The following is a 21,234-nucleotide window of genomic DNA, read 5'->3' on the forward strand; positions in this document are numbered from 1 at the left end:
TCCGATCGCCGGAGGCTCGACGGGGTGCGGCATGAGGTCCCAGCCGGTGATCTCCGCGGGGTCGACACCCGCCTCCTCGGCGACGACGGCGATCCGCCGGGCCCGCGCCGCCGGTAGTCTGCGTCCTCATGATGCGCGCCTGGACCCTGCCGATGCTGCTCACCGCCTGCGGCTTGCTCGTCGCGACGACGTCGGCCCTCAGGGGGTCCGTCGGGACTGCCGCCGCACTCCTGCTCCTGTTCGTCCTGCTCGCGGTCCTGAACTCGCCACTGGCGTTCCCGCGGTCGATCGACGCGGCCGAGGCGCTGCGCCGGAGCGCGGCCGACGGAAGGCCGGTCGTCTACTGGCGAGCGGGCTGCCGGTACTGCCTGCGTCTGCGGTTCCGGCTGGGCCGCGGTGCCCGGCGGCTGCACTGGGTCGACATCTGGCACGACCCGGCGGGGGCAGCGGCGGTGCGGGCGGCCAACGACGGCGACGAGACCGTGCCGACCGTCGTGGTGGCCGGTCGGCCGTACGTCAACCCCGACCCCGCGTGGCTGCGCGGACAGCTTCCGCCGTCCGCCTGACGCCACGTCAGGCGAGTCGCTCCACCACCCGGAAGCGCTCCGCGACGATCATCGTGTCGTCGTCCACGGTGAACTGCGGGTCCCCCAGCGCCTCCCGCATCTCCCCGCTGTGCCAGAACCTCTCGTGTCCCGCCCGCCACTCGGCCACCGAGGTGTAGCCCTCGCCCTCGTCCTGAGCGTGCCGCAGGCCGACCGATCCGAGGGGCAGGACCCGGACATCCGTCAGTTCGATCACGGCGACCTCCCGGCCGTCGGAGTCGATGAGAGCGGACCGCTCGCCCACCGGCGGGAGCTCCTCCCGCTCCACCTCGTACTCCAGGAGCAGTCCGGAGGTGCAGACCTTCTCCCCCGAGAGCACGGCCGCCACGAGCTTGTCGCGCAGGGGACCGGGAAACGCGAGAAGGAAGGGCTTGAGCGGTTCACGGTTCTCCATGGCGGCAGTGTGGCACGCGTCACGCCCTCGCGGCCCGTCGCCCCGGTGGACGGCTCGCGAGCGGGTCGGGCCGCTGACGCGGTCCCTCGACTGCGCTGCGCGTGGACGTGGTTGCGGCCCGGGGTCGACGCTCCCGCCGACGTCTCCGCCTCCGCCGCCCCTGGTGAAGGACGGCCGCGGATGTTCGAATGAGCGGGTGAACCCTTCCCTCAGCGACGGGTCCTCCCCCGAGGACGCCGGCGCGCCCGTCGGCCGCCGCCTGGTCCTGGCCATGCTCGGCCTCGGAGCCGCCGGGGTGGCGGCCGCCCCTGTTCTGCAGCGCGCACTGGAGAGCGGTCTGGGCGCCGTCGCCGACAAGGACCCCACCGGACTCACCGGTCTGCTCCCCAACGGCGGCGGCTTCCGCTACTACTCCGTCACCACGTCCGTCCGCAAGAGGACCGCCGCCGACTACCGCCTCACGGTGGACGGCATGGTCGACCACCCGGCCACCCACACGCTCGACTCCCTGAAGGCGCTACCGCAGACCCGTGTCGTGCGTGACGTCCAGTGTGTGACGGGCTGGCGCGTGCCGGAGACCCCGTTCGAGGGGGTCCGGCTCTCCACGCTGCTCGACGCGGCCGGTGTCGGGCCCGGAGCGAAGGCGGTCCGGTTCACCTGCTTCGACGGTGCCTACAGCGAGAGCCTGACCCTGGAACAGGCCCGCCGCGACGACGTCCTGGTCGCGCTGCGCATGCGGGACGAGCCGCTGGCCCACGCCCATGGCGGCCCGGTGCGTCTCTACGTCGCACCCATGTACTTCTACAAGTCCGCGAAATGGCTCTCCGGGATCACCGTCACCGACTCCGTGCGCCCCGGCTACTGGGAGGAGCTCGGCTATGACGTCGACGCCTGGGTCGGCCGGTCCAACGGCCGCGACGACGCCCCCACCGTCTGAACCCTCCCCGAGGGTCCTGCGTTTCACCACGGCCGAACGCTGGGTGCACCGCGCCACCGCCTGGCTGGTGCTGCTCTGCGTCGCGACGGCTGCCTGCCTGTACGTCCCCGAACTCGCGGAGCTCGTCGGCCGCCGCCACCTCGTGGTGACCGTGCACGAATGGTCCGGGCTGCTCGTTCCCGTACCCCTGCTGGCCGGACTCCTCTCCCGGGCCCTGCGCGCCGACCTGTCCCGGCTCAACCGCTTCGGGCCGCACGACCGGCGGTGGCTGCGGGCGGTCCTGCGCCGCGACCGTGCGCCGGGATCGCGCCCGTCCGGGAAGTTCAACGCGGGCCAGAAGCTCTACGCCTCGTGGATCGCGGGTGCCGTGCTCGTGATGCTCGGCACGGGGCTGCTGATGTGGTTCACCGGGCTCGCCCCGCTGGTGTGGCGCACGGGTGCGACCTTCGTGCACGACTGGCTGGCCCTCGCGATCGGTGTCGTCCTCGTCGGCCACATGGCGAAGGCGCTCGCCGACCCGGAGGCACGCCGTGGCATGCGCACCGGATCGGTCGAGCGCCTGTGGGCCCGTTCCGAGCACCCGTTGTGGCGGGAACCGGAGGAGTGACGCCGGCTACAACACCAGCGACAGCAGCAGGATGAAGGCCAGCGAGACGATGGAGATGATGGTCTCCATCACCGACCAGGTCTTGATCGTCTGCGGGACGTCCATGCCGAAGTACTCCTTCACCAGCCAGAACCCCGCGTCGTTGACGTGGCTGAAGAAGAGCGAACCCGCACCGACCGCGAGGACGAGCAGCGCCGCGTGGGACGTGGACATGTCGGCGGCCAGCGGGGCGACCAGGCCGGCCGCGGAGATGGTGGCCACGGTCGCGGAGCCGGTCGCCAGCCGTATCGCCACGGCGATCAGCCAGCCGAGCAGCAGGGCGGGGATCGACCAGTTCTCGGAGAACTCCAGGATCATCTGACCCACACCGGCGTCGATGAGGGTCTGCTTGAAGCCGCCGCCCGCACCCACGATCAGCAGGATGCCCGCGATCGGGGCCAGCGACTTCTCGACGGTGCCGGCGAGACGGCCCTTGGTGAAGCCGGCCGCGCGGCCCAGGGTGAACATGCCGACGATGACGGCGGCGAGCAGCGCGATCAGCGGCGAGCCGATGACGTCGGTGACCCGCTGGACCTGGTTCTCAGGGTCGTCCACCACGATGTCGACGAGCGCCTTGACGAGCATCAGCACGACGGGCAGCAGGATCGTCGCCAGGGTCGCCCCGAAGCTGGGACGGCGGTCCAGGTCCTCGGACGGGCGCTGCGGGATCATCTTCTCCGGCGCCTCGATGTCCACCCAGCGGGCGGCGTAGCGGGAGAAGACCGGGCCCGCAATGATCACGGTCGGAATGGCCACCAGCACACCGAGTGCCAGGGTGACGCCCAGGTTCGCGCCGAGGGCGTCGATCGCCACCAGCGGGCCGGGGTGCGGGGGGATCAGCCCGTGCATCACGGAGAGACCGGCGAGTGCGGGGATGCCGATCCGCATCAGGGAGTAGTTGCCGCGCTTGGCGACGAGCAGCACCACCGGAATCATCAGCACGATTCCGACCTCGAAGAACAACGGAAGCCCGATGATCGAGGCGATCAGGACCATCGCCCACGGCATGGCCCGCCCGCTCGCCTTCGCGAGGATCGTGTCGACGATCTGGTCGGCGCCGCCGGAGTCGGCGAGCAGCTTGCCCAGGATGGCGCCCAGGGCGATGAGGACACCGACACCCGCGACGGTCGAACCGAGACCCGCGGTGAAGCTGGTGATCGTCTTCGCCGGGTTGGCCCCGGCGAACGAACCGAGCGCGAGCGAGCCGATGGTCAACGCGAGGAACGCGTGCATCTTGAGCTTGGTGATGAGCAGGACGATGACTGCGATGCCCGCCAGGACGGCGATGCCCAGCTGTGCGTTGCCGGCCGAAGTGATGGGTTCGACGGCGTCCGCTGCCAACATCTCGACGCTGAGACTGGTCACGGTGGTGATCCTTAGTTCGCGAGCCGGCGCAGCGCGGCGACGGCTCGGTCGGTGATTTCCTCAGGGGTGCCGGACACGTCGACGGAGACGCCGGCCTCGTCCTCCTGCAGCGGCTGCAGGGTCGCGAACTGGGAGTCCAGCAGTGCGGTCGGCATGAAGTGGCCCTTGCGGTCAGCCATACGCCGCTCGATGAGGGCCCGGTCGCCGGTCAGATGCAGGAAGACGGCACCGGGGGCCTCGGCGCGCAGCCGGTCGCGGTAGGCGCGCTTGAGCGCCGAACTGCTGACGACGCCGCCGAGCTCCGCCCGGCCGTGTGCCCACTGCCCGATGGCGTCGAGCCACGGCCAGCGGTCGTCGTCGTCCAGCGGCGTACCCGCCGACATCTTGGCGATGTTGGCCGGCGGGTGGAAGTCGTCGCCCTCGGCGTAGGGGACGCCGAGGGCGTCTGCGAGCAGGGGGCCGATCGTGGTCTTGCCGGTCCCTGCTACGCCCATCACCACGACGACGTGGGGGGTGCTCATTAGTGCCTCGCTGTCTTCATCGACATCGGTCCGTCGACATCGGTCCGTCGCGCTACTGAAACCCATTACATACGACTTATTCAAGAGGCTGTGACATAAACGTCGTACTTTTCCTTCCCTCGGGCCGCCCCGTAGGCTTGCGGGCATGACCACACCTGCTCAGGGGCTCCATACACATGTGCTGGACACCCTGGGCCTGGAGATCGCGGCGGGTGACTCACCGCCCGGCCTGGTCCTGCGGACCGACGAGCTCGCCCAGCGCTTCGACGTGTCACGCACCGTCGTACGCGAAGTGGTCCGCGTCCTGGAATCCATGCACCTGGTCGAGTCCCGGCGCCGGGTCGGGGTCACCGTGCGGCCCACCGAGGAGTGGAACGTCTACGACCCCCAGGTCATCCGCTGGCGGCTCGCGGGCTCCGACCGGCCCCGGCAGCTGCGCTCCCTGACCGTGCTGCGGTCCGCCGTGGAACCCGTCGCCGCGGGTCTCGCGGCCCGGCACGCCACCGCCGAGCAGTGCGCCGCGCTCACGGAGTGCGCCCTCGGGATGGTCGCGACCTCGCGCGGCCAGCAGCTGGAGGGCTACCTCCGGCACGACATCGCCTTCCACCGCATCGTGCTCAACGCCTCCGGCAACGAGATGTTCGCGCGGCTCGGTGACGTCGTCGCCGAGGTCCTCGCCGGGCGTACCCACCACCAGGTGATGTTCGAGGACCCGGACCCCGCCGCCGTCACACTCCACGTACGGCTCGCCGAAGCCGTACGCGAAGGCGACGCCCAGGGAGCGGAGGGGCTGACCAAGGAGATCGCGGTCGGCGCCCTGCACGAACTGGACGTACTGGCCCCGTGAAGCGCTCCCCGCCCGGGTACGGTGGACGCGTTCGATCTTTGGGATGACGGGGCAGTCGGAATGGGAGACCACGGCATGGCGCAGCAGGTACGAGGGGTCATCGCACCGGGGAAGAACGAGCCCGTGCGGGTCGAGACGATCCTGGTGCCCGACCCCGGCCCCGGTGAGGCCGTGGTCAAGATCCAGGCGTGCGGCGTCTGCCACACCGACCTGCACTACAAGCAGGGCGGCATCAACGACGACTTCCCCTTCCTGCTCGGCCACGAGGCCGCGGGTGTCGTGGAGTCCGTCGGCGAGGGCGTCACCGACGTCGTCCCGGGTGACTTCGTCGTCCTCAACTGGCGTGCGGTGTGCGGCCAGTGCCGTGCCTGTCTGCGCGGCCGGCCGTGGTACTGCTTCGACACCCACAACGCCAAGCAGAAGATGACCCTCCTGGACGGCACGGAGCTCTCCCCGGCGCTCGGCATCGGCGCGTTCGCGGAGAAGACCCTCGTCGCCGCCGGCCAGTGCACCAAGGTCGACCCCGAGGTCTCCCCGGCGGTCGCCGGACTGCTCGGCTGCGGAGTCATGGCGGGCATCGGCGCCGCGATCAACACCGGCCAGGTCGGCCGCGGCGACTCCGTCGCCGTCATCGGCTGCGGCGGCGTCGGCGACGCGGCGATCGCCGGGGCCCGGCTCGCGGGCGCGGCGAAGATCATCGCGGTCGACATCGACGACCGCAAGCTGGAGACGGCGAAGAAGATGGGCGCCACCCACACCGTCAACTCCCGCTCCGACGACCCGGTCGAGGCGATCCGCGCCCTGACCGACGGCAACGGCGCCGACGTCGTCATCGAGGCCGTCGGTCACCCGGAGACGTACAAGCAGGCCTTCTACGCCCGGGACCTCGCCGGCACCGTCGTCCTCGTCGGTGTGCCCACACCCGAGATGCAGCTCGAACTCCCGCTCCTGGACGTGTTCGGGCGCGGCGGCTCGCTCAAGTCCTCCTGGTACGGCGACTGCCTGCCCTCGCGCGACTTCCCGATGCTCATCGACCTGCACCAGCAGGGGCGCCTCGACCTGGGTGCCTTCGTCACCGAGACCATCCAGCTCGACGAGATCGAGCAGGCCTTCGCCCGGATGCACGACGGTGACATCCTGCGCTCGGTGGTGATCCTCTGATGGCCGCCCGCATCGACCACCTGGTCACCTCCGGCACCTTCGCCCTCGACGGCGGCGAGTGGGACGTCGACAACAACGTCTGGATCGTCGGCGACGACACCGAGGCCGTCGTCATCGACGCGGCCCACGACGCCGCGGCCATCGAGGCCGCGCTCGGCGGCCGTACGCTGCGCGCGATCATCTGCACCCACGCGCACAACGACCACATCGACGCCGCCCCGGCCCTCGCCGCCGCGACCGGTGCGCCGATCCTGCTGCACCCGGACGACCTGCCGCTCTGGGAGCAGACCCACCCGGACCGCGCCCCCGACGCCGAACTGGCCGACGGCCAGGAACTGGAGATCGCGGGAACGCGCCTGACGGTCATGCACACGCCGGGTCATGCCCCGGGCGCGGTCTGCCTCCACGCTCCAGAGCTGGGCACCGTCTTCACCGGAGACACCCTCTTCCAGGGCGGGCCCGGCGCCACCGGACGGTCCTTCTCCCACTTCCCGACGATCATCGACTCGATCAGGGACCGGCTGCTCGCCCTCCCGCCGGAGACCAGCGTCCGCACCGGCCACGGCGACTCCACCACCATCGGCGCGGAGGCGCCACAGCTACAGGACTGGATCGCCCGCGGCCACTGACCGCGGCCGGTTTCACCGGTCCGGCCACGCGGAGAGCCGCAGTCCGCTCCTGAAGCGGTGCGGCTCACCCGTGACCGGGTCGGTGAACTCCAGTACGCCCGCGAGCAGCTGCAAGGGGTTCGCGTAGTCCTCCCGCTCCGGTTCCGGCCGCACCACCGGATAGACCGGATCGTTCACCAGCGGCAGCCCCAGGGCGTTCATGTGCACCCGCAGCTGATGTGTGCGGCCGGTGGCGGGCCGCAGCCGGTAGCGGCCGAAGGCGCCCCGGTGCTCCAGCAGTTCGACCCGGCTCTCGCTGTTCGGGGCCCCCGGCTCCTCGCGCGCGGCGATGACCCCGCGCTCCTTGACGATTCTGCTCCGCACCGTGCGGGGAAGCGTGAGCTCCGGGTCGTACGGCGCCACCGCCTCGTACTCCTTGCGTACCAGCCGGTCCCGGAACAGCGTCTGGTAGGCGCCCCGGTCCTCGGCCCGTACGACACAGAGCACCAGCCCCGCCGTCAGCCGGTCCAGCCGGTGCGCGGGCTGCAGTTGCGGCAGCTCCAGCTCCCGGCGCAGCCGGGCGGTCAGGGTCTCGGTGATGTGCCGGCCGCGCGGGGTGGTGCTGAGGAAGTGCGGCTTGTCGGCGATGAGGAGGTGCTCGTCGCGGTGGACCACACCGACCGGGAAGGGCACGGGCTCCTCCGGTGCGAAATCCCGGTGGAACCAGAGGAACCGGCCTGCCGTGTACGGCTCTTCGCCTCCCACGGCCCCGCCGTCGGCCCCGACGAACAGCCCTTCGGAGAGCATCGTGTCCACCCGCCGCGCCCCCACCGCCCCCGCGAACCGGTCCTGCAGGTGGTCCCGTACGCACGCCCAGGCGCCGTCGGGATCCTCCGGCAGCCTCACCCGCACCGGATCGATCCCGTCCCGCTGGGGGAGCGGGGCGGCGGGGGGCTTCGCCCGGCCTCTCATCGCCATCGGTCCTTGTCGCCGGAGGGGGCCCGGAACGGACGGGCAGGATCCCCCATCATCCCATCGGGCGGGCTCCCGGCAGCCGCTCGTACTCCTCCCGCATGACGGGAGGCACCGTTCCGTGCCGGGTGCCCTCCGGGAGGGCGTGACCGGTGGACACCGGCCACCGGGGAAACAGAAAAAACCCCAGATGAACTGGGGTTCTTCGCTGGTGTCCGAGGGGGGACTTGAACCCCCACGCCCGATAAAGGGCACTAGCACCTCAAGCTAGCGCGTCTGCCATTCCGCCACCCGGACCGGGTGTGTCTTCCTGGGCCCTGCCCGTTCCGACGTGGAAAACCATAGCAAACATTCGGGGGTGCTCGATCACGCCCCCGGCACCGGCAGACGCATGACGAGCGCCGGGCGGCCTTGGGTGCGCGGCGCCGGCGCGCGAGGATGAGAGGGAGCACCACCGCGACAGTGGAAGGAAGCAGCGTGAGCGAGACCAACACGGACCGGGCCGGGATCGGCGAGAGGGCCGAGAGCGAGGTCGTGGACCTCTGTCGTGACCTGATCCGGATCGACACCAGTAACTACGGCGACCACTCGGGCCCCGGGGAGCGTGCCGCCGCCGAGTACATCGCCGAGAAGCTCGCCGAGGTCGGGCTCGAGCCGAAGATCATCGAGTCGCACAAGGGGCGCGCCTCCACCGTGGCCCGGATCGAGGGAGAGGACCCCTCCAAGCCGGCGCTGCTGATCCACGGGCACACCGACGTCGTGCCGGCCAACGCGGCGGACTGGACGCACGATCCGTTCTCCGGCGAGATCGCCGACGGGTGCGTGTGGGGCCGGGGCGCCGTCGACATGAAGGACATGGACGCGATGACCCTCGCGGTCGTACGCGACCGGATGCGCAGCGGCCGCAAGCCCCCGCGCGACATCGTCCTCGCGTTCCTCGCCGACGAGGAGGCGGGCGGGACGTACGGGGCGCGCCATCTCGTCGACCACCACCGGGACCTCTTCGACGGCGTCACCGAGGCGATCGGAGAGGTCGGCGGGTTCTCCTTCACCGTGAACGAGAACCTGCGCCTCTATCTGGTGGAGACCGCGCAGAAGGGCATGCACTGGATGCGGCTCACCGTGGACGGCACCGCCGGGCACGGCTCGATGACCAACGACGACAACGCCATCACCGAGCTCTGCGAGGCCGTCGGCCGGCTCGGCCGCCACACGTGGCCGGTCAGGGTGACCAAGACCGTACGGTCGTTCCTCGACGAGCTGTCCGACGCGCTCGGCACCCCGCTCGACCCGGAGGACATGGAGGCCACGCTCGCCAAGCTCGGCGGGATCGCCAAGATGATCGGCGCGACCCTGCGCAACTCCGCCGCTCCCACCATGCTCGGCGCCGGCTACAAGGTGAACGTGATTCCCGGGCAGGCCACCGCGCACGTGGACGGCCGCTTCCTGCCCGGCTACGAGGAGGAGTTCCTGACGGACCTCGACCGGATCCTCGGGCCCCGGGTGAAGCGCGAGGACGTGCACGGGGACAAGGCCCTGGAGACCGGCTTCGACGGTTCCCTCGTGGACGCGATGCAGATCGCGCTGAAGGCCGAGGACCCCATCGCGCGTGCCGTGCCCTACATGCTCTCGGGCGGCACCGACGCGAAGTCCTTCGACGACCTCGGCATTCGCTGCTTCGGCTTCGCCCCCCTCAAGCTGCCGCCGGAGCTGGACTTCGCCGGGATGTTCCACGGCGTGGACGAGCGGGTCCCGGTCGACGGCCTGAAGTTCGGAGCCCGGGTGCTCGACCGGTTCATCGACCACTCCTGACCCTGTGAACAGCCGTATTCGACAGCCTGTGCGTACTCACTGGAAAGGGTGAAAGAGATCGTCTACTCGTAGCCCCCTTACTCCCTCCTCGTTGCTCATCATGCGGTCCGCGGCTGGGACCGCGCTTGTCAACGAGGAGGAATCATGATCAAGAAGGTCGTCGCAATCGCGGCTGCTACCGGTGGTCTCGTGCTCGCTGGTGCGGGTATGGCTTCCGCCGACGCCGGCGCCCAGGGTGCCGCCATCGGCAGCCCCGGCGTGCTCTCGGGCAACGTCGTCCAGGTGCCGGTCCACGTTCCGGTGAACGTGTGCGGCAACACCGTTTCCGTGATCGGGCTGCTGAACCCCGCCTTCGGCAACACCTGCGTCAACGCGTGACGATGCGCGTCAACCCGTGAGGGTTTGAGTCCGGTCGGCCCCGGAGTGTGTGCCATGCACTCCGGGGCCGCTGGGCATTGGGTCCCGGCGCGGGTTGCGCCGGGGTATTTCGGTAGGCAGAAGGCAGGAAAGCAACCTATGCGACAGGTCACACGCAAAGGCCTGATCACCATGGCGGCGGCGGGTGGAGTGCTCGCGCTCGGTGGCGGATACGCGCACGCCGACGCCGGTGCCGCAGGCGCCGCGTCGGGTTCACCGGGAGTGCTCTCGGGGAACTCGATCCAGGTCCCGATCGACGTACCCGTCAACGTGTGCGGAAACTCCGTGGACGTCGGCGGTCTGCTCAATCCCGCGAGCGGAAACGACTGCGGAAACGGATCTTCGAGGTCCGGACACGCGTACACCTCGGACGGTGGCTCCTCCTCCGGTCGCGGCTCCGACGGCCGGGCGTCCGGGCACGTGGACGCGCGCGACGGCGGGAGCCGGGCGTCAGGGCATCAGGACGCCCGTGAGAGCGGGGCGGGGACGGGCAGGCACCGTGCTCCCGGCACCTCGGCCCACGCCGAGACGACCGGATCCCCGGGAATCCTCTCCGGGAACCAGGTGCAGGCGCCGGTCGAGATCCCCTTGAACGTCTGCGGCAACAGCATCACCGTCGGCGGACTGCTCAACCCGGTCTTCGGCAACAACTGCGAGAACGACTCGGAGGCGGTCCCGCCTCCCGTCGTGCCGCAGACTCCGCACACCCCGGAGAAGCCGGCCACGCCCGACGCTCCCCCGGCTCCCGAGACCCAGCTCGTGGCGGGCGAGCAGCTCGCCCACACCGGTGGGGGCGGGCTCGACCTGCTCATCCCGGCGAGCGCGGGCCTGCTGCTCGCGGGTGCGGGCACGGTCCTGTACCGACGTTCGCGTAGCGCCGCGTAGCGCCTTCGCCACATCGGGTACGACGAGCGGGTTCCGCACACGCGGGACCCGCTCCGTGCTACCAGGTGGGCCGGAGCTGGCGGATGATGCGGCGGCGCAGCCGTACCCGGCGGCTGCCGTCACAGCGCAGCGTCAGCCGGTCCAACTCCCAGTGCCCGTACTCGGCATGGTCGGTCAGCAGGCGGGCCGCCTCCTTGCGGGACACCCCGCGCGGCACGTACACGTCGATAAATTCGTATTCCGGCATCGCATCTATTGTGCGGGCAGACCCCCGGTACGGATAGCGTCTGTCCTATGTCTGATGCTGCGCAGCCCACCGCTGCCGAGGTACGCGCCGCCGCCGATGCAGTCAGAACCGCGCTCGACCGCCACCTCCAGGCGGTCGAACGCCGTACCGGGGACGACGACCCCGCTGTCTCCGACGCGTTCAACGCACTGGCCGCCGCCGCCGAGGTCTACGACGAACTGCTCTACGACCGCTACGACGAAGTCACCCCCTTCGAGATCCCGGCCGCGCAGGACTCCCTCCCGCCCTATGCGGGCCCGGAGGAGCCGCATGCCGTCAGCGTGCTGATCAGGCGCGACTACGCGGTGGCGGAGCCCGCGCGGCTGCTCGCCCAGGCACAGCGGCTCGCCGACGTCGATCCGGACGGGGACGGACTGCCGGCCGCCGGGGTGCACGCCGCGCTGGGAGCGGTGTTCGGCGAGTACGAGGCGGACGAAATCGCCTCCCGGCACCAGGAGTTCGGCCTCGAGGAGGGGGACTCCACCCTCTGGGTCTCCGCCGTGGAGGAGCTACCCGAGCCGGGGGAGTGGCTCGCGGCGCCGTTCGACGAGGCCGATCCCGCGATGGTGGTCTGCCGCTTCGACGTCAGCGCGGTCTTCGACGAGGAGGACGAGCTGGAGGGGGACCCCGACGGCCTCGTCGCGGAACGCTCCTGACCCTCCCGTCCGACGGCCCCGGCGCGCAGCGCACCGGGGCCGTCGGCCTGCTCGGGAGCCCTCCGCGGACGCGCTACGAGGCGTCCGGAGTGGGCAGCGCCTCCAGCAGGGGCCTCAGCCGGGTCGTCCGCTCCTGTGCCGGGACCTCGGCCACCGCACGCGGCAGGGCCTGGTCCACGCCGTGCACCACGGACAGGTGCCGCTCGCCACGGCTGAACGCCGTGTACACCCAGGGCCTGCTGAGCCCTTGCGCCGCGTCGCCGGGCAGCACGACGACCGCGGCCGGCCAGCGCATCCCCGCCGCCTGATGGGCGCTGAGCGCCCAGCCGTGGCGCACCGATGCCTCCACCCGTTCCTGAGGTACGACGACGGACGTGCCCGAGCAGTCCAGGTGCAGGCCGTCGGCGTCGGCCGAGACGACCGAGCCGGGCACCACCCTGCCCGGTGCCGGGACGTGGACCACGCGGTCGCCGGGGTCGAAGCCGCCGAATCGGCCCGGCCCCGGATTCAGGCGCTGTTTGAGTGCCGCGTTCAGAGCCGTCGTGCCCGCCGTACCGCCGTGCCCGACCGTGATGACCTGCGTGTCGGCGGAAGGGACACCGATGGCGCGCGGCACCGAGTCGGCCACCAGCTGGACCGTGCGGTGGACGGCCTCGCCCGCCTCACGGACGGGCACGATCACCACTTCCCTGCCGGGTGCCTCGACCTGGGGGAGCTCGCCGATGCCGATGCCCGAGACCAGCTCACCGATGGGCCCCGGGTCGGGCGTGCGCGAGACCACGTGCGGGCAGGCGCGCGACGCGATCACATCGGCGAACACCCGGCCCGCACCGGCCGAACCGAGCACCCCCGGGTCACCGCTCAGGATCAGCCGCGTCCCGTCGGCGAGTGACTCCACCAGCATCGCGGCCGTCTCCACGTCGAGCTGCGGGGCGTCCAGCACGACCAGTACGTCGACGGCGAACGCGCCGTCCGCGTCCCGGCCCGGCCCGCTCCCGCCGGAGAGCAGTGCCGAGAGGGTGACCGCGGACCCCGGATCACCGACCGCGTCCGTCAGCCGTCGCAGGCCGTCGGTGCTGTGGGTGGTGCCCAGGGCGCGCAGGCCGAGGCCGTGGGCGGCGGCGATGAGGGCGGCGGGTTCGGCACGGGCGCTCTCACCGCCGCTGTGGACCACCAGGCCCGCGCTCGCCGCGGCCCGGATCAGCTCGCCCGCCGAAGGTGACGGGGCGGCGGCAGCGGCGTCCGTCCAGTCGGCACCCTTCTCGCACGAGTTGACCAGACGCGCCAGGCCGTCGGCGAGGCTCTCCTCGGCCAGGGCGTACCGGTCGAGGCCGAGCAGGACCCGCACGGGCTCCTCGTCGCCCTGTGCCCCGTCCTCGGACGTCTCCTCCTCCGCCCCTTCCGTCTCCTGGGATACCGCGGTGTCGTCGCCGTCCTGGAAGACCAGCACGACGCCCTCCGCGACGGCCTGCTGGACGGCCTCACCGGGGTCGGTCACCGAGAATCCGGCCAGTCCCGCCCGCACCTCGTCGGCGTCCAGCGCGGTGTGGCCCCGCAGCGCGGCCCGCTCCAGCATCCAGCTCACGAGGGCCGCCGTGCGCCGCTCGTCGTCGGGGCCGCACTCCGCGCCCAGCAGCGCCCGGGCGAAGCCGTCCGCCTGCTCCGGCCGTACGCCCGGCACAGCCAGCAGCCGCCACGGGTCCTCCCTGAGGGCGGCGGCGGCCCCTTCGCCGAGTGCTGCCGCCGCCGGGCCGGCCAGCGCTCCGGGAGCGCCGCCCCCGGCGAGCACCTCCGCGACCGAGGCGGCTGCCTCGGGGGAAGCGACGCGCGGCTGCTCCGGCGCGGGGGAGGAGACGGACCGCGCGGCCGGGGCGGTGGGAGCCGCCCGGCGGGGCGCCGGCGCGGACACGGGGGAGTCGAAGAAGGCGTTGCCCGGCTTCTCGCCGCTCTCCACCGCGCGTACCGCCGCGAGGAGATCCGCGGCCGGGCCGCTGAGCTTGGCACCGGCCGCGATGGGCCCTTCCTTGCCGGCCTTGCGCTGCTCGATGCGCTCGCGGAGCTCGCGCTGCGCGGCCAGCTCCGCCTCGGCCTCCGACAGTGCGGGTGCCACCGGCTCACCGGGAGCCTGCTCCGGCTCCTCCGCGGCTTCCGCGCTCTCTGCGGCTTCCGCGCTCTCCGCGGCTTCCGCGTCGTCGTCCGCCCCCTCCGCACTCCGCGCGCCGCCCTCGTCGGGTGCGCCGGGGGTGCCGGCCGCCTGGACACCGGCCTCCTCACCGGTCGCGGGGTCCTCGGCCGCGGGGTCCGGGGCTTCTCCCCGGGGATGCGCAGTCACAGCGTGCTCCAGTCCTGGTCGGGATAACGGTGCACGGGCGCCGACACATCGTCGAGCGCCTGGCAGATCTCGTCAGGAAGACTAAGCGCCTCCACCGACAACGCCTCGCGCAGCTGCCGCGCGTTGCGTGCCCCGACGACCGGGGCCACCACCCCCGGTCTGTCCCGCACCCAGGCGAGAGCGACCTCCAGGGGCGTCGCCGCGAGGCCGTCGGCGGCGGTCGCCACCGCGTCCACGATCCTGCGCGCCGCCTCGTCGAGATACGGCTCCACGAAGGGAGCCAGCTGCTCGGATGCGCCACGCGAGCCGGACGGCGTACCGGTGCGGTACTTGCCGGTCAGTACCCCCCGGCCGAGCGGGGACGACGGCAGCAGCCCCACCCCGAGGTCCAGCGCAGCCGGCAGCACCTCCCGCTCCACGCCCCGCTGCAGCAGCGAGTACTCCATCTGTGTGCAGGCCAGCCGGGTGCGCAGCCCGGGCGCGGCGAGCTGCCAGGTGGCCGCCTTGGCCAGCTGCCAGCCGCTGAAGTCGGACACCCCGGCGTACCGGACCCGCCCCGACGACACCGCCAGGTCCAGCGCCTGCAGGGTCTCCTCCAGCGGCGTCACGGGATCGAAGGCGTGGATCTGCCACACGTCCACGTAGTCCGTCCCGAGCCGGCGCAGGGACGCGTCGAGCGCGGCGAGCAGATGTCCGCGCGATCCGTCGAACCGGCGGTACGGGTCGGGCACGCTCCCCGCCTTGGTCGCGATGACCAGGTCCTGCCGGGGCACCAGAGTGTCCAGGAAGCGCCCCAGCAGGTGTTCGGCCTCACCGCCGCCGTACACGTCGGCGGTGTCGACGAGGGTGCCGCCCACGTCCCAGAAGGCCTTGAGCTGGTCGGCCGCGTCGTGTTCGTCGGTGTCCCGGCCCCAGGTGAGAGTGCCCAGCCCGATCCGGGACACACGAAGGCCGGTACGGCCGAGATGCCTCTGCTCCATGGGCGCTGAGATTACTGGCAGGGGCCCGACGGGGTGAGAGCCTGTGGACAACGGCCGTCCCCGGCGGGCCTGCCGGATCCCGGCGCCCCGCGCTAGAGTCCGGGCACAGGAACGTTACTGATCAGTAGAGGGAGCGTGGGTATGCGGCTCGGCATCAATCTCGGTTACTGGGGTGCGGGCATGGACGGGGACAACCTCGCCGTCGCCCAGGAGGCCGACCGGCTCGGCTACGACGTCTGCTGGGCGGCCGAGGCATACGGCTCCGACGTGCCGACGGTGCTCGCCTGGGTCGCGGCCCGGACCGAGTCCATCGACGTGGGCTCCGCGATCATGCAGATCCCGGCCCGTCAGCCGGCCATGACGGCCATGACCGCGGCCACCCTCGACTCGCTCTCCGGAGGCCGTTTCCGCCTCGGCCTCGGAGTGTCGGGACCCCAGGTCTCCGAGGGCTGGTACGGCGTCAAGTTCGACAAGCCGCTGGCCCGCACGCGCGAGTACGTCGAGATCGTGCGCCGGGCGATGTCCCGGGAGCGGCTGTCCTACGAGGGCGAGCACTGGACGCTGCCGCTGCCCGACGGCCCCGGCAAGCCCATCAAGCTGACCGTCCACCCGCAGCGCGAGCACATCCCGCTCTACATCGCCGCGATCGGCCCGAAGAACCTGGAGCAGACCGGCGAGATCGCCGACGGCGCCCTGCTGATCTTCCCGTCCGCCGAGCACATCGAGGAGACCGCGGTGCGGCACCTGCGGGCCGGACGGGAGAAGGCCGGCAGGACGATGGAGGGCTTCGACGTCTGTCCGACCCTCCCGCTGGCCATCGGCGACGACATCAACGGCCTCGCCGACATGTTCCGCCCCTACACCGCGCTCTACGTCGGCGGCATGGGCAGCCGCAAGCAGAACTTCTACAACCAGCTCGCCCAGCGCATGGGCTACGAGAAGGAAGCCGCCGAGATCCAGGACAAGTACCTGGCCGGCGACAAGGCGGGCGCCGCAGCCGCCGTACCGCACCAGCTCATCGACCAGACCACGCTGCTCGGCTCCGTGGACCGGATCGCCGACCGGATGCAGGCGTACGCCGCCGCGGGCGTCACGACACTGACCCTCGCCCCGGCGGGCTTCACGCTCGACGAACGGCTCGCGGCCCTGCGCGCCGGCACCGACGCCCTGGAGCGCTCGGGCCTCGCCGCGTAGGCACCGCACGCCCCTGCGGCCGTGGTGGGGGCTCGGGGGCGTCCCCGCCACGGCCGTCGTACGGAACAACGCGGGGCGCGGCCCCCGGGCCACGCCCCGCACTCCGTTCGGCCCTGCCCCCGACCCGTTCGTGTTGCCTACCGACGCGTACCGAATTTGACTGTTCCCCTGCGGACACCGGTGCGAAAGGTGGCAGTGATGCTCTCGGCAAAGAGTCTGTTCCAGGAGATCCTCGACAACGACGAGTCGTTCCGGCTGTTCTGCTCGATCGCTGCCGGCGGGGAGTCGCAGGGCGGCTGGGAGAACGGGCGCATCGCCGCACTCGTCCCCCCGGGGCTGCGCGAACTGGCCCCCAAGGTCGCCCGGCACGGTGCCGACGAGGACAAGCACGGCCGGATCTTCGACGCCCTCCTGAAGCAACGTGGGCTGCAGCCCGTGGCGGTGCCGTACGAGACCGACTACACCCTCCTGCTGGAGCGCCGGGGCATCGGCCTCGCGCACGACCGGCTCAGCCGTGACGAGCCGCTCACCGAGCGGGACGTCATCGTCTACCTCGCCCACAGCAGGGTCACCGAGCAGCGGGCCTCCGAGCAGATGCGGCTCCTGCTGAAGCACTTCGCAGGGCACCCCGTCCTCGGCCGCGCGGTGAAGATGATCTCGCGGGACGAGGACAACCACCTCGCGTACTGCCACGAGGAACTCCTCCGCTTCGCCCGGGCGGGGCACGGCAGGACGATCCAGTCCGTTCTGCGGGAGTGCGCCCACGCGGAGATCCGGGTCTACCGGGACGTCAGCCTCGCCGTGATGAGCCACATGGGCGAGGTGCTGCGCTGGCCTCGCGCCAAGGCCGCCGTACTGGCCGCGGGGATCCACGCCCTGTATGCCGGTGAGCGGCTGGTGGGCTGGCGGCGCATGGTCAGCCTCGAACAGCCCGCCCTGCGGAACGCGCTGGGCGGCCCGGCCGTACCCGAGGACGAACACGCCTGAGGCCGGCGCCCCCGCCTACATCCAGCCGCGGCGCTTGAACAGGCGGTACAGCCCGACGACCGCGACGCCCATCAGCACGATCACCGCCGGGTAGGTCCAGGCCCAGTCGAGCTCCGGCATGTGGCGGAAGTTCATGCCGTAGACACCGGCCACCATGGTCGGTACGGCCGCCATGGCGGCCCACGCCGAGATCTTGCGCATGTCGTCGTTCTGCCGCACACCCACCTGCGCGAGATGGGCCGACAGGATGTCCGAGAGCAGCCGGTCGAGCCCCTCCACATGCTCGACGGCCCGCGTCAGGTGGTCGTTCACGTCCCGGAAGAAGGGCTGCGAATCGCCGTCGACGAACGGCACACCCGCGCTCGACAGCCGCGCCATCGGCGCGCTCAGCGGATTGGTCGCCCGGCGGAACTCGAGCACCTGCCGCTTGAAGGTGTAGATGCCCGCCGCCGTGTTCTTGGAGTCCCCGGAGCCGGCCGGGGCGAAGACCTGGGCCTCCAGCTCCTCCAGGTCCACCTGGAGCTCGGCCGCGACCTCGATGTAGTGGTCCACCACCGCGTCGCTGACCGCGTACAGCACCGACGTCGGCCCGTGCCGGAGGACCTCCGGCTCGGCCTCCAGGCGGCTCCGCACCGCCGCGAGGGGCGCGCCCTCGCCGTGCCGCACCGTCACCACGAAGGAGTCCCCTATGAACAGCATCAGCTCACCGGCGCTCACGGTGTCGCTCTGCGGCTCGTAGACCACCGGCTTGATCACGACGAACAGGGAGTCGTCGTAGATCTCCAGCTTGGGCCGCTGATGGGCGCGCAGGGCGTCCTCGACCGCGAGCGGATGCAGCGCGAACTCGCTGCTGACCAGGTCGAACTCCTTCTCCGTCGGCTCGTGCAGCCCGATCCAGACGAAGGCGTCCCCGGTGGCACGTGCCTCGTCGAGGGCATCGGAGAAGTCGGCGGGACCTTCGGTCCGGCGCCCGTCCCGGTAAATTCCGCAGTCGACGATCACCCGCGCATTCTTCCCTGCCGCGGCACCTTCACGCACCCCTCTACGCTGGCGGGTATGCCCACGCTCATCCTTGTACGACACGGACGCTCGACCGCCAACACCTCCGGAGTGCTCGCGGGCCGGACCCCCGGCGTCTCCCTCGACGAACGCGGTGCCGCACAGGCCGCCGCGCTGCCCGGCCGGCTGTCGGCCCTCCCCCTCGCCGCGGCTGTGAGCAGCCCTCTGCAGCGCTGCCGCGAGACGCTCCAGCCCCTGCTCGCCGCCCGCCCCGGCCTCGCGCTCCACACCGAGGAACGGATCAGCGAGTGCGACTACGGGGACTGGTCGGGTCGCAAGCTTGCCGAACTCGCCGACGAACCCCTCATGAAGGTGGTCCAGCAGCACCCCTCGGCCGCGGCCTTCCCCGGCGGTGAGTCCATGCGCGCCATGCAGGCGCGGGCCGTCGAAGCCGTGCGGGACTGGAACGCCCGCATCGAGGCGGAGCACGGCGACGACGCCACGTACGTGATGTGCTCGCACGGCGACATCATCAAGGCGCTCGTCGCCGACGCGCTCGGCCTGCATCTCGACCTCTTCCAGCGCATCCAGGCCGACCCGTGCTCCGTCACCGCGATCCGCTACACACGGCTGCGCCCCTTCCTCCTCCGGCTCGGCGACACCGGCGACTTCGCGTCCCTCGTGCCGCGCGAACAGGCCATCGGGGCCGACGCGGCGGGGGACACGGCAGCGGATGCGGCCGTCGGGGGCGGCGCTGGGGCACCGTGATCGCTCCGCGCAGTAGGGTGGACGCGCCGTAGAGGCCCTGCGGATCAGTTCCGCGGGTCCCCGGGGCCGCCCCCATCCGCCATCACATTCTCAAGGGAGACAGGACGTGTCCCGTCAGGTGTTCCTCTACGACCCACCGGACCGCTTCGTGGCCGGCACGGTCGGGCTGCCTGGCCGCCGTACGTTTTTCCTGCAGGCATCCTCGCGGGGACGGGTCACGAGCGTGGCCCTGGAGAAGACCCAGGTCTCCGCGCTGGCCGAACGGATCGACGAGCTCCTCGACGAGGTCGTCCGGCGGACCGGCGGCAACTCACCGGTGCCCGCTGTGGCACCCATGGACGTCACCGACACCGCGCCGCTCGACGCCCCCGTCGAGGAGGAGTTCAGGGTCGGCACGATGGCGCTCGCCTGGGACGGCGAGGAGCAGCGCATGATCGTCGAGGCGCAGGCACTCGTCGAACTGGACGCCGACTCCGAGGACGACCTCGCGGAGGCCGAGGAAAGGCTTCTGCAGGACGAGGAGAACGGCCCGCCGATGCTGCGCGTCCGGCTGAGCGGTGCTCAGGCGCGGGCGTTCGCCAAACGCGCGCTGGACGTCGTCAACGCCGGCCGCCCGCCCTGCCCGCTGTGCAGCCTCCCCCTCGATCCGGAAGGACACGTATGCCCGCGCCAGAACGGATACCGTCGCGGGGCCTGACGGAGGCCGGGCTGCGCACCCTGCTCGCCGAGGGGGAGCTGACGGTCCTCGGGCAGGTCCGGGGCGCGTCGAACGCGGTGCTGTACTGCACGGTCGCCCACGAGGGCGAAGAACGCACCTGTGTCTACAAGCCGGTCGCCGGCGAGCAGCCGCTGTGGGACTTCCCCGACGGCACCCTCGCCCAGCGCGAGGTCGCGGCGTACGAGATCTCCGAGGCCACCGGCTGGGGACTCGTACCGCCCACCGTGCTGCGCGAGGGCCCCTACGGCGAGGGGATGTGCCAGCTGTGGATCGAGGCAGAGGCGGAAAACGGAGACCACGACGGGGACGCCGAACGGTCGTCCGAGGGGCCGCCGCCCCTGCTCGCGCTCGTCGAGGACGAGGAGCCGGGGGACGGCTGGAAGGCGGTCGGCTTCGCCGAGGTGGGGGAGGGGAAGCAGGCCCTGCTGGTGCACGCCGACGATCCCCGGCTGCGCCGCCTGGCGGTCCTGGACGCGGTGATCAACAACGGTGACCGCAAGGGCGGACACCTGCTGCCCGCCCCCGGCGGGCGGCTGTACGGCATCGACCACGGGGTCACCTTCAACGCCGACGACAAGCTGCGGACGCTGCTCTGGGGCTGGGCGGGCGACCCGCTGACCCCGGAGGCCGCCGAGGTGCTCGACCGGCTGTCCGTCGGCCTCGAACCGGGATCGGCGCTCGCCACCCGGTTGGGGGAACTGATCACCGAGGCGGAGATCGACGCCCTCCGCGGCCGCGTGGAGAGCCTGCGCGCGGCCGGCCGGCATCCGCAGCCGAGCGGCGACTGGCCCCCGATTCCATGGCCGCCGGTGTAGTGCCCCTGCCACGGGCCTGACTGGTCCCGGACACGGTCGAGCCCGTCCGGCGATCGAGGACACCCGCAGCCTGAATCCCGGGTGGCGTCCGGGCAGGGAAGGGCCGGCCGAGGGCTGTCCCAGGGCGTGGGACCACAGCTGCGGCACCTCGCCGCGTTGTCGGAGCGCCCGAATGCACCCGGTGTACGAGCGCGCCCCCGCGTCGTGCGATGCGCCGCGTCCGACGCCGCGCGCCGGTCCACCAGGGGCCGTGAGACGGCCGCCGGCGCAGAACTGCCCCGCGCGCAAGGCCGCCTCTTCGGCCACGATCTGCCATCCGGTTCGTATCC

23 protein-coding genes and 1 tRNA gene are annotated in these 21,234 nt (G+C 71.8%); 15 read left to right on the plus strand and 9 right to left on the minus strand.

All coding sequences use genetic code 11. The features are described 5' to 3' along the window. Nucleotides 1–128: 128 nt before the first annotated feature. Entirely contained in the window at nt 129–566 is a 438-nt protein-coding gene (locus tag ABZ441_RS27870) for a glutaredoxin domain-containing protein (protein WP_358979124.1), read from the plus strand. Between the two features lie 7 nt (nt 567–573). Here ABZ441_RS27870 and ABZ441_RS27875 read toward each other — a convergent pair whose 3' ends face one another. Next, nucleotides 574–999, minus strand: a complete 426-nt coding sequence (locus tag ABZ441_RS27875) for an ASCH domain-containing protein (protein WP_358979125.1) — start codon at nt 997–999, stop codon at nt 574–576. Nucleotides 1,000–1,195: 196 nt separating this feature from the next. On the opposite strand from ABZ441_RS27875, the gene ABZ441_RS27880 reads away from it, so the two are divergent. Then, a complete protein-coding gene (locus tag ABZ441_RS27880; RefSeq protein WP_358979126.1) occupies nt 1,196–1,936 on the plus strand; it encodes a molybdopterin-dependent oxidoreductase in 741 nt (246 codons plus the stop codon). Then, nucleotides 1,878–2,543 (plus strand): cytochrome b/b6 domain-containing protein, encoded by a 666-nt coding sequence (locus ABZ441_RS27885; protein ID WP_358979128.1) that lies wholly within the window; start codon nt 1,878–1,880, stop codon nt 2,541–2,543. Before ABZ441_RS27880 ends, ABZ441_RS27885 begins: the two co-directional genes overlap by 59 nt. A 6-nt stretch (nt 2,544–2,549) precedes the next feature. Here the strand turns inward: ABZ441_RS27885 and ABZ441_RS27890 are convergent, their stop codons facing one another. Next, nucleotides 2,550–3,947 carry a gluconate:H+ symporter gene (locus ABZ441_RS27890; protein WP_358979130.1) on the minus strand — a complete coding sequence of 466 codons (1,398 nt, stop codon included), beginning with the start codon at nt 3,945–3,947 and terminating at the stop codon, nt 2,550–2,552. An 11-nt stretch (nt 3,948–3,958) separates the two neighbouring features. Further along, nucleotides 3,959–4,468, minus strand: coding sequence for a gluconokinase (locus ABZ441_RS27895; protein ID WP_358979131.1), 510 nt, complete (start codon nt 4,466–4,468; stop codon nt 3,959–3,961). Nucleotides 4,469–4,613: 145 nt separating this feature from the next. Here ABZ441_RS27895 and ABZ441_RS27900 point away from each other — a divergent pair, with 145 nt between their 5' ends. The 3 genes from ABZ441_RS27900 to ABZ441_RS27910 all read left to right on the plus strand — a co-directional run bounded on the left by ABZ441_RS27900 (nt 4,614) and on the right by ABZ441_RS27910 (nt 7,105). Further along, the gene (locus ABZ441_RS27900) at nt 4,614–5,315 is read left to right on the plus strand and encodes an FCD domain-containing protein (protein ID WP_358979133.1); all 702 of its coding nucleotides are present in this window, start codon (nt 4,614–4,616) and stop codon (nt 5,313–5,315) included. A 75-nt stretch (nt 5,316–5,390) separates the two neighbouring features. Next, nucleotides 5,391–6,476, plus strand: coding sequence for an S-(hydroxymethyl)mycothiol dehydrogenase (locus ABZ441_RS27905; protein WP_358979135.1), 1,086 nt, complete (start codon nt 5,391–5,393; stop codon nt 6,474–6,476). Beyond that, the gene (locus ABZ441_RS27910) at nt 6,476–7,105 is read left to right on the plus strand and encodes an MBL fold metallo-hydrolase (protein ID WP_358979137.1); all 630 of its coding nucleotides are present in this window, start codon (nt 6,476–6,478) and stop codon (nt 7,103–7,105) included. The genes ABZ441_RS27905 and ABZ441_RS27910 overlap by 1 nt, the downstream gene beginning before the upstream one ends. 12 nt (nt 7,106–7,117) lie before the next feature. Here ABZ441_RS27910 and ABZ441_RS27915 read toward each other — a convergent pair whose 3' ends face one another. After that, complete coding sequence (locus tag ABZ441_RS27915; protein ID WP_358979140.1) at nt 7,118–8,056, minus strand: pseudouridine synthase; 939 nt, start codon at nt 8,054–8,056, stop codon at nt 7,118–7,120. 209 nt (nt 8,057–8,265) lie between these two features. Next, nucleotides 8,266–8,353, minus strand: a tRNA-Leu gene (locus ABZ441_RS27920). A 180-nt stretch (nt 8,354–8,533) separates the two neighbouring features. Between ABZ441_RS27920 and ABZ441_RS27925 the strand changes: the two genes are divergently transcribed. From ABZ441_RS27925 to ABZ441_RS27935, 3 genes are all read left to right on the plus strand, one after another. Next, the gene (locus ABZ441_RS27925) at nt 8,534–9,868 is read left to right on the plus strand and encodes a M20/M25/M40 family metallo-hydrolase (protein ID WP_358979142.1); all 1,335 of its coding nucleotides are present in this window, start codon (nt 8,534–8,536) and stop codon (nt 9,866–9,868) included. 144 nt (nt 9,869–10,012) lie between these two features. Continuing rightward, nucleotides 10,013–10,246, plus strand: coding sequence for a chaplin ChpH (chpH, locus tag ABZ441_RS27930; RefSeq protein ID WP_031099530.1), 234 nt, complete (start codon nt 10,013–10,015; stop codon nt 10,244–10,246). Nucleotides 10,247–10,384: 138 nt separating this feature from the next. Next, nucleotides 10,385–11,170, plus strand: a complete 786-nt coding sequence (locus tag ABZ441_RS27935; RefSeq protein WP_358979145.1) for a chaplin — start codon at nt 10,385–10,387, stop codon at nt 11,168–11,170. A gap of 58 nt (nt 11,171–11,228) precedes the next feature. On the opposite strand, the gene ABZ441_RS27940 is transcribed toward ABZ441_RS27935, so the two are convergent. After that, nucleotides 11,229–11,417 carry a DUF5703 family protein gene (locus ABZ441_RS27940; protein WP_358979147.1) on the minus strand — a complete coding sequence of 63 codons (189 nt, stop codon included), beginning with the start codon at nt 11,415–11,417 and terminating at the stop codon, nt 11,229–11,231. 47 nt (nt 11,418–11,464) lie between these two features. Here ABZ441_RS27940 and ABZ441_RS27945 point away from each other — a divergent pair, with 47 nt between their 5' ends. Further along, entirely contained in the window at nt 11,465–12,112 is a 648-nt protein-coding gene (locus ABZ441_RS27945; RefSeq protein ID WP_358979149.1) for a hypothetical protein, read from the plus strand. Nucleotides 12,113–12,185: 73 nt separating this feature from the next. Here ABZ441_RS27945 and ABZ441_RS27950 read toward each other — a convergent pair whose 3' ends face one another. Next, nucleotides 12,186–14,444: a helix-hairpin-helix domain-containing protein gene (locus ABZ441_RS27950; protein WP_358979151.1), complete on the minus strand. Its 2,259-nt coding sequence runs from the start codon at nt 14,442–14,444 to the stop codon at nt 12,186–12,188. Then, nucleotides 14,441–15,424, minus strand: coding sequence for an aldo/keto reductase (locus ABZ441_RS27955; RefSeq protein WP_358979153.1), 984 nt, complete (start codon nt 15,422–15,424; stop codon nt 14,441–14,443). Before ABZ441_RS27955 ends, ABZ441_RS27950 begins: the two co-directional genes overlap by 4 nt. A gap of 141 nt (nt 15,425–15,565) precedes the next feature. On the opposite strand from ABZ441_RS27955, the gene ABZ441_RS27960 reads away from it, so the two are divergent. Together ABZ441_RS27960 and ABZ441_RS27965 are read left to right on the plus strand one after the other, a co-directional pair. Beyond that, nucleotides 15,566–16,618 carry an LLM class F420-dependent oxidoreductase gene (locus ABZ441_RS27960; RefSeq protein WP_358979155.1) on the plus strand — a complete coding sequence of 351 codons (1,053 nt, stop codon included), beginning with the start codon at nt 15,566–15,568 and terminating at the stop codon, nt 16,616–16,618. A 198-nt stretch (nt 16,619–16,816) separates the two neighbouring features. After that, nucleotides 16,817–17,605 (plus strand): ferritin-like domain-containing protein, encoded by a 789-nt coding sequence (locus ABZ441_RS27965; protein ID WP_358979157.1) that lies wholly within the window; start codon nt 16,817–16,819, stop codon nt 17,603–17,605. Between the two features lie 15 nt (nt 17,606–17,620). On the opposite strand, the gene corA is transcribed toward ABZ441_RS27965, so the two are convergent. Then, nucleotides 17,621–18,607: a magnesium/cobalt transporter CorA gene (gene corA, locus ABZ441_RS27970; protein ID WP_358979239.1), complete on the minus strand. Its 987-nt coding sequence runs from the start codon at nt 18,605–18,607 to the stop codon at nt 17,621–17,623. A gap of 54 nt (nt 18,608–18,661) precedes the next feature. Here corA and ABZ441_RS27975 point away from each other — a divergent pair, with 54 nt between their 5' ends. The 3 genes from ABZ441_RS27975 (at nt 18,662) to ABZ441_RS27985 (ending at nt 20,905) form a co-directional block, all read left to right on the plus strand. Next, nucleotides 18,662–19,372: a histidine phosphatase family protein gene (locus tag ABZ441_RS27975; protein WP_358979159.1), complete on the plus strand. Its 711-nt coding sequence runs from the start codon at nt 18,662–18,664 to the stop codon at nt 19,370–19,372. A 106-nt stretch (nt 19,373–19,478) separates the two neighbouring features. Next, the gene (locus ABZ441_RS27980; protein ID WP_205023140.1) at nt 19,479–20,069 is read left to right on the plus strand and encodes a DUF3090 domain-containing protein; all 591 of its coding nucleotides are present in this window, start codon (nt 19,479–19,481) and stop codon (nt 20,067–20,069) included. Further along, nucleotides 20,033–20,905 (plus strand): SCO1664 family protein, encoded by an 873-nt coding sequence (locus tag ABZ441_RS27985; RefSeq protein WP_358979162.1) that lies wholly within the window; start codon nt 20,033–20,035, stop codon nt 20,903–20,905. The genes ABZ441_RS27980 and ABZ441_RS27985 overlap by 37 nt, the downstream gene beginning before the upstream one ends. Nucleotides 20,906–21,234: the final 329 nt, after the last annotated feature.

The organism is Streptomyces sp. NPDC005752, assembly GCF_040630715.1.
GTDB lineage: Bacteria > Actinomycetota > Actinomycetes > Streptomycetales > Streptomycetaceae > Streptomyces.

Coding starts and splice junctions, on each gene's coding strand:
- ABZ441_RS27870 (WP_358979124.1), top strand. CDS start 129: ATGATGCGCGCCTGGACCCTGCCGATGCTGCTCACCGCCTGCGGCTTG.
- ABZ441_RS27875 (WP_358979125.1), bottom strand. CDS start 999: ATGGAGAACCGTGAACCGCTCAAGCCCTTCCTTCTCGCGTTTCCCGGT.
- ABZ441_RS27885 (WP_358979128.1), top strand. CDS start 1,878: ATGACGTCGACGCCTGGGTCGGCCGGTCCAACGGCCGCGACGACGCCC.
- ABZ441_RS27895 (WP_358979131.1), bottom strand. CDS start 4,468: ATGAGCACCCCCCACGTCGTCGTGGTGATGGGCGTAGCAGGGACCGGC.
- ABZ441_RS27900 (WP_358979133.1), top strand. CDS start 4,614: ATGACCACACCTGCTCAGGGGCTCCATACACATGTGCTGGACACCCTG.
- ABZ441_RS27905 (WP_358979135.1), top strand. CDS start 5,391: ATGGCGCAGCAGGTACGAGGGGTCATCGCACCGGGGAAGAACGAGCCC.
- ABZ441_RS27910 (WP_358979137.1), top strand. CDS start 6,476: ATGGCCGCCCGCATCGACCACCTGGTCACCTCCGGCACCTTCGCCCTC.
- ABZ441_RS27915 (WP_358979140.1), bottom strand. CDS start 8,056: ATGAGAGGCCGGGCGAAGCCCCCCGCCGCCCCGCTCCCCCAGCGGGAC.
- chpH (WP_031099530.1), top strand. CDS start 10,013: ATGATCAAGAAGGTCGTCGCAATCGCGGCTGCTACCGGTGGTCTCGTG.
- ABZ441_RS27935 (WP_358979145.1), top strand. CDS start 10,385: ATGCGACAGGTCACACGCAAAGGCCTGATCACCATGGCGGCGGCGGGT.
- ABZ441_RS27940 (WP_358979147.1), bottom strand. CDS start 11,417: ATGCCGGAATACGAATTTATCGACGTGTACGTGCCGCGCGGGGTGTCC.
- ABZ441_RS27945 (WP_358979149.1), top strand. CDS start 11,465: ATGTCTGATGCTGCGCAGCCCACCGCTGCCGAGGTACGCGCCGCCGCC.
- ABZ441_RS27955 (WP_358979153.1), bottom strand. CDS start 15,424: ATGGAGCAGAGGCATCTCGGCCGTACCGGCCTTCGTGTGTCCCGGATC.
- ABZ441_RS27960 (WP_358979155.1), top strand. CDS start 15,566: ATGCGGCTCGGCATCAATCTCGGTTACTGGGGTGCGGGCATGGACGGG.
- ABZ441_RS27965 (WP_358979157.1), top strand. CDS start 16,817: ATGCTCTCGGCAAAGAGTCTGTTCCAGGAGATCCTCGACAACGACGAG.
- ABZ441_RS27975 (WP_358979159.1), top strand. CDS start 18,662: ATGCCCACGCTCATCCTTGTACGACACGGACGCTCGACCGCCAACACC.
- ABZ441_RS27985 (WP_358979162.1), top strand. CDS start 20,033: ATGCCCGCGCCAGAACGGATACCGTCGCGGGGCCTGACGGAGGCCGGG.